Annotated in this window: 6 protein-coding genes; all 6 read right to left on the bottom strand. The window is 70.9% G+C overall.

What is annotated here, in order from left to right:
- Positions 1-271, bottom strand: a 271-nt coding sequence (locus ABD844_RS21895) for an SCO6045 C-terminal-like domain-containing protein (RefSeq protein ID WP_344880758.1), incomplete at its 3' end; no start/stop codon positions are given.
- Positions 268-1,083, bottom strand: a complete 816-nt coding sequence (locus ABD844_RS21890; protein ID WP_344880755.1) for an MbnB/TglH/ChrH family RiPP precursor modification enzyme — start codon at positions 1,081-1,083, stop codon at positions 268-270. The genes ABD844_RS21895 and ABD844_RS21890, both read right to left, overlap by 4 nt.
- Before the next feature lies 1 nt (position 1,084).
- On the bottom strand, positions 1,085-1,999 hold the full coding sequence (locus ABD844_RS21885) for a TIGR04222 domain-containing membrane protein (RefSeq protein ID WP_344880751.1): 915 nt from the start codon (positions 1,997-1,999) through the stop codon (positions 1,085-1,087).
- A gap of 190 nt (positions 2,000-2,189) precedes the next feature.
- Entirely contained in the window at positions 2,190-3,983 is a 1,794-nt protein-coding gene (locus ABD844_RS21880) for a phosphoenolpyruvate carboxykinase (GTP) (protein WP_344880748.1), read from the bottom strand.
- A 261-nt stretch (positions 3,984-4,244) separates the two neighbouring features.
- The gene (locus tag ABD844_RS21875; protein ID WP_344880745.1) at positions 4,245-4,769 is read right to left on the bottom strand and encodes a hypothetical protein; all 525 of its coding nucleotides are present in this window, start codon (positions 4,767-4,769) and stop codon (positions 4,245-4,247) included.
- 117 nt (positions 4,770-4,886) lie between these two features.
- Positions 4,887-6,023 (bottom strand): C40 family peptidase, encoded by a 1,137-nt coding sequence (locus tag ABD844_RS21870; RefSeq protein WP_344880742.1) that lies wholly within the window; start codon positions 6,021-6,023, stop codon positions 4,887-4,889.
- Positions 6,024-6,079: the final 56 nt, after the last annotated feature.

Below are 6,079 nucleotides of genomic sequence, written 5' to 3'. Positions count from 1 at the left end.
CGGCGAACTCGGCGGCCAGGTCGGGCCCCGCCGCGACGGCCGTGTCGGGGCGGATCCCGGCGACGATGGCGCGGCGCTTGGCCACCAGGCCGGCGGCCTGGGCGGCCATCCGCTCCGGGTCGAACCCATCAGGCGTCTCCGCCCCCGCGACCAGCGCCGCCACCACCCTGGCCTGCGCCTCGGCGAGCCGCGCCCGCTCCGCCTCGTCGGCCGCCACCCGTGCCTGTGCCTGTGCCTCGGCGAGCCGGGCCCATGCGGTCTCGTCCGTCACCGGGGGTCTCCGGTCAGGGCCATGGCGGCCCTGATCCGCGCCAGCTCGTCCACCAGCACGGCGTCGCTCGGATACTCGTCGTCCCACTCCAGCAGCACGCCGGGCGGGCTGGTCCTGGCGCACAGCTCGGTCAGCAGGTCGAGCACGGCCTGTGGCGCGGTCGTGGTGTGGGTGTCGTGCCAGAGGCCATGGTGCTCGTAGCCGCCCGCGACGTGGACGTAGGCCAGGCGCTCCAGCGGGAGCGTGTCCAGCGCCGCCACGGCGGGCAGGCCCAGGTTGACCTGGCTGGTGTGCAGGTTGGCCACGTCGACGAGCAGCCCGACCCCGGTGCGCTCGACCAGCTCGGCCAGGAACTGGGCCTCGGTCAGCTCGTCGTCCGGCCAGCCGAAGAGGGCCGCGACGTTCTCCAGGGCCAGGGGGACGGGCAGGGCGTCCTGGGCGCGGCGGACGTTCTCGGTGACGACCCGCAGCGACGCCCGCGTACGCGGGACCGGCAGCAGGTGCCCGGCCTCCAGACCGCCACCCCTGACGAACGCCAGGTGCTCGCTGACCAGCGGCGCGTCCAGCGCCTGTGCGCAGGCGGCCAGGTGGGCCAGGCGGGCCGGGGAGGGCGGCTCGGCGCCGCCGATCCCGAGCGACACGCCGTGCGGGATCACCGGCAGGCCCCTGGCCCGTAAGACCCGCAGGGACTCGGGCAGGCGGGCGGGCCTGAGGTTCTCGGCGACCACTTCGAGGAAGTCGACGCCGGCCATCCGCTCGATCGTCAGGTCCAGCTCCGGCCGCCAGCCGATGCCCACTCCGAGTCCGGCCATCTCAGCTTCCCCCGCCGCCACAACCGCCGCCGCCGCCGCAGCTGCTGCCCCCACCGCAGCCGGACGACCCGCTCCCACAGCCCGACCCGCTGTGCACGCTCCCACCGCTGCCGCACCCGGCCGAGCCGTTTCCGGCGTACGAGGACCCGCGCCGCCTCCGGGCGTCCCGTCGCAGCTCGGCACGTAGGCTCGCGTCCCGCACCTCGCCGAGGCCGTACAGGGCCAGCGGGACGGGCCCGTGCGCGACGCCCCGGACGTTCGAGCGCCTGGCCGACTCCAGCGCCTCCCGGCCCGACGCGGTCAGCGCCACCCCCGGCGAACGTCGTAGGCGGGCGAGCGCGGCCTCCGAGCCGATCCACGTGCCGGCGAAGACGACCGATGCGAACACGGCGACGAGACTCGGGCTCGTGAGGACGGTCAGCACCTCGATCACGGCACCGACGAACGCGACCATTGCCACCGCCCGCAGCCGCAGGCTCCGCCTGTGCACCGTGGCGAACGGGTCGACCACCGCGAGCAGCCCCTCCGCCGTGAGGTGCTGCTTGAGCGACTCCATCGCCGGGCTCCTGACGACCTCGGCCCTGAGCGCGGTGACGGACAGGCTCACGTAGGCGGCCACCACGCCCAGCACGGTCTCCTCGACGGGCTCTCTCGTGACGGTTCCCGACCTCACCTGGTGCACCCGACCGCCGCGCGACACCCGGATGGCGCCGGTGTCGGCCAGCAGCGCGATGGCGGTGTCGGCCACCCTCTCCGGCCCGCCCATCAGGTACGCCAGGTCGTAGTGGCCGAGGTCGTGCGGGCGGGCCCCCGTCGCGGCGGCCCGGCTCGCCGCGTGCCCGCGTGTGCTCGTCAGGATGGCGCCGGCGGCGTAGACCGCGACGGCCACAGAAACGGTCAGCATGAACAGATCCATGCACGGCCTCCCCTCGTACGGCCGATCAAGGCTGGCGTTCTGAAAGGACGCCTAAGGGCACGGTAAGGGTTCCGTCGCGAGGGATACAGTTTTGCGCGTTTAGCTCCCGTCCAACCGCTCCTCAGCCGGCGTGACAGACGAAAGCGCCGGACGTCGCGAGGACGTCCGGCGCCAGGGCCGGGAGCGCTGCTCAGCCGAGGCGGTCGAGCAGGTCGTTGTACTCGTTCCACAGCTCCTTGGGCAGGTGGCTGCCGAACTTGTCGAAGTGGGCCGGGATCAGCGCGGCCTCCTCGCGCCAGACCTCCCTGTCGACGGTCAGCAGCGTACGCAGGTCCTCCTCCGACAGGTCGAGGCCCTCGGTGTCGAGCGTGGCAGGGAGCAGGCCGATCGGCGTGGGCACGGCCTTCGCCTCGCCGTTGAGTCGCTCCACGATCCACTTGAGCACGCGGCTGTTCTCGCCGAAGCCGGGCCAGATGAACCTGCCGTCGGCGTTCTTGCGGAACCAGTTGACGTAGTAGATCCGGGGCAGCTCGGCGCCCTTGCGGCGGCCGATCTCCAGCCAGTGGCCGAAGTAGTCGCCCATGTTGTAGCCGCAGAACGGCAGCATGGCGAACGGGTCGTGCCGCAGCTCGCCGACCTTGCCCTCGGCCGCGGCGGTCTTCTCGGAGGCGACGTTGGCTCCGAGAAAGACGCCGTGCTCCCAGCTCAGCGACTCTGTCACCAGAGGAACGGCGGTGGCACGCCGGCCGCCGAACAAGATCGCTGAAATGGGCACGCCCTTCGGGTCCTGCCATTCGGGTGCGATGGTCGGGCACTGGGCGGCAGGGGTGGTGAAGCGGGCATTGGGGTGGGCGGCCGGCTCGGCGCTGTCAGGCGTCCACGAGCGGCCCTTCCAGTCGGTCAGGTGCGCGGGCGGCTCCTCGGTGAGGCCCTCCCACCACACGTCGCCGTCGTCGGTGAGCGCGACGTTGGTGAAGATGCTGTTGCCCCAGAGGGTCCTGACCGCGTTGGCGTTGGTCACCTGGCCGGTGCCGGGGGCGACGCCGAAGAACCCGGCCTCCGGGTTGATCGCGTGGAGGCGGCCGTCGTCGCCGAAGCGCATCCAGGCGATGTCGTCGCCGATCGTCTCGACCTTCCAGCCCGGGATCGTGGGCTGGAGCATGGCGAGGTTCGTCTTCCCGCAGGCGCTCGGGAAGGCGGCGGCGATGTAGCGGGTCTCGCCGGTGGGCGGCGTGAGCTTCAGGATGAGCATGTGCTCGGCCAGCCAGCCCTCGTCGCGGGCCATGACGCTGGCGATGCGCAGCGCGTAGCACTTCTTGCCGAGCAGGGCGTTACCGCCGTAGCCGGAGCCGTAGGACCAGATCTCGCGGGTCTCGGGGAAGTGGCTGATGTACTTGGTCGTGCTGCACGGCCAGGGCACGTCGGCCTGGCCAGGCCGCAGCGGCGCCCCGACGGAGTGCACGGCCCTGACGAACTCGCCCCGCTCCTCGATCAGGCGCAGCGCCCTGTCGCCCATGCGGGTCATGACGCGCATGGAGACGGCGACGTACGCGGAGTCGGTGATCTCGACGCCGAGCTGGGAGATCTCACCGCCCAGCGGGCCCATGCAGAACGGCACGACGTACATGGTCCTGCCGCGCATGCAGCCCTTGAAGAGCCCGCCGAACGTGCGGCGCATCTCGTCGGGCGCGATCCAGTTGTTCGTCGGGCCCGCGTCCTGCTCGCGCTCGGAGCAGATGAAGGTACGGTCCTCCACCCGCGCCACGTCGGAGGGGTCGGACTTGGCGTAGAAGCTGTTGGGCCTGGCGGCCAGGCGCGTGAGCGTGCCCTGCTCGACGAGGAGGTTGGTCAGGCGTGTCCACTCCTCCTCCGACCCGTCGCACCACTCGACGCGGTCCGGCTGGGTGAGGGCCGCGATCTCGTTCACCCACGCGGCCAATTCGCTATTGCTGGTGGGTGCTGCTGCTACCACGGAAACGGACACGGCGGTGACTCCTCCACTCTCTCAGGGCCCAGTCATCATTAACGACGAAGCGGCCGGAAAGCCAATTGGCATAGACCTGTTGGCCAGGCTGTCGCCGCAGGCAGGGGCCCTGACGATTTGATGGAGCCTACCCAGGAGGAGCCGATTTAAAAGAGGAAATCGAGCCGAAACTCAGCGCAGTGGTACAGTCCAATCCGGCTGGTCTAAACCAATTTCCCCAGTGGTTTAGTCCATTGCCCGAGCCGTTTCCGCTGGGCAGTCTCATGAATTGACGTCGGGCCCCGCGGAGCGAACCCGGTCGACGTGCTGGAGCGCGTCGCGCAACTCGGCGAGCCACGTGTCGGTGTTCTTGCCGACCAGGCGCACGCACCAGGCGAGCGCGTCGCTGCGGCTCCTGGCCACGCCGGCGGCCACGAGCGTGTCGAGGACCTGGCGCTCGGCCTGGCGCAGCCGGGTCATCACGGGCACGGAGAGTGTGGTGAACATCACAGTCTCGCCGCCGCAGACGACGCCCCAGGACACCTTCTGGCGGAACTTGTGCTCGGCCTCGCCGGCGATCTCGATGCGCCGCTCGCGCGTCTCCTCCCTGAACCTGCGGGCCAGACCCTCGATGAGCGCGGCCCGTTCGGCGCCGGACACGTCGCCGGGCGGGTCGGGAAGGGTGCCGAGCACCGCGATCTCCTCGCGGTCCCTGACGATCTCGGGGGCGCCGGTGAACCAGCCCTCGGGGAGGCGGCCCGTGAACCAACCGCGTACCTGTGCGGTCTCGTCGTCGTGTGTTGCCATGTAATTAAGATTACATAGTTGCTGGCGAATTGCACCCGTCCGGCCCGCGCCGGATTTCGGCGGAGTTCGCTCTGGGCTTCTCTGGGCTTCGAGAGGGGAGGGCGCGGGAGCCGGTGGCTAGCGGACCTTGGCGGCGGCGGCGGGGCTGATGCGGACGACTCCGGCCAGGTTGCGGGTGCTCACCGGGGAGATCTTCACCACGTCCCCCGTTCTGGGCGCGTGCAGCATCTTTCCGTCGCCCCAGTAGATCGCCACGTGCGAGATGTAGTCGGGGTTGGTGGGGTCGTGCCGCCAGAAGATCAGGTCGCCGGGCTGCGCCTGCGCCAGCGGCACCTGCGGCCCCGTCACCCACTGCTGGTGCGTCACCCGGGGCATCCGCACCCCCGCCTGCGCGTACGCCCACTGGACCAGGCCGGAGCAGTCGAAGCTGTCGGGCCCCTCGGCGCCCCACACGTACGGGCGGCCCAGCTTGGACGCGGCCGCCTTGAGCGCCACCGTGAGCTGTTCGCCGGTCATGAGCGAGCCCGCCGGCCAGTTGTTCTGCGTCACCTTCTGCTGCGGCTGCGGCAGCACCGGGTTGACCAGGGCCATCTGCGTGCCCTTGGGCAGCACGCGCTGGAGCTTCTTGCGCAGTTCGCTGGAGTCGGCCTTGGGGGCGCTGACGATGAGCGCGTTGTCGCGGGGCATGCCCAGGGTGCGGCCGGTCTCCTTGGACACGACGGCGTCCACCGCGCCGAACCCGGTGGTGGCGTACGCGCCGATGCGCAACTGCCCAGCCGAGCCCACCGACACCCGGCTGTGCAACGGGAGCCCGCCGTCGTTGCCCAGCACGAACGAGACCGCCACGTCACCGGCCGCCACGTTCTGCCACAGCGCGTCGGACGAAGCGGTCACCTTGGGCGTGTACGAGCGGAACGTGGACGGGTCGACCGCCAGCGTCTGCACCCGCTTGCCGTCGAGCGTGACGGAGGCCGCGTCGGCGAGTTCCAGCGCCTGCACGCCGGACACCTTCGCGACCTTCCGCAGCAGTTCGTCGGTGAAGGGCTTGCTGGTGAGCACGAAGAGGTGGGGCTTGTACAGCTTGTCCAGGGGCGCCACGGGCTGCGCGGTCTGGGCCGGCGGCTGCGGCTCGGAACGCTGCTCGGCCAGCAGCGACTGCTTGGGGGTGGCGCGTAAGGACTCGGCCTCGAAGGAGACGTCGGGCTGCGTCAGCAGCAACACGTCGGTGGTCAGCACCGCCACCAATGCCACCACGATGAACGGCACAAGTTTGTACGTGTTGTACCTGTTACGCGGCTTACGGCCTTTGA

Origin of the sequence: Nonomuraea antimicrobica (genome assembly GCF_039536965.1) — a bacterium.
Taxonomy (GTDB): Bacteria; Actinomycetota; Actinomycetes; order Streptosporangiales; family Streptosporangiaceae; genus Nonomuraea; species Nonomuraea antimicrobica.
This window is presented reverse-complemented; position numbering and strand designations above follow the sequence as displayed.

Bases quoted from the DNA above. Each gene is read 5' to 3' on its own strand.
- ABD844_RS21875 (WP_344880745.1), bottom strand. From the start codon at position 4,769: ATGGCAACACACGACGACGAGACCGCACAGGTACGCGGTTGGTTCACG.
- ABD844_RS21890 (WP_344880755.1), bottom strand. From the start codon at position 1,083: ATGGCCGGACTCGGAGTGGGCATCGGCTGGCGGCCGGAGCTGGACCTG.
- ABD844_RS21885 (WP_344880751.1), bottom strand. From the start codon at position 1,999: ATGGATCTGTTCATGCTGACCGTTTCTGTGGCCGTCGCGGTCTACGCC.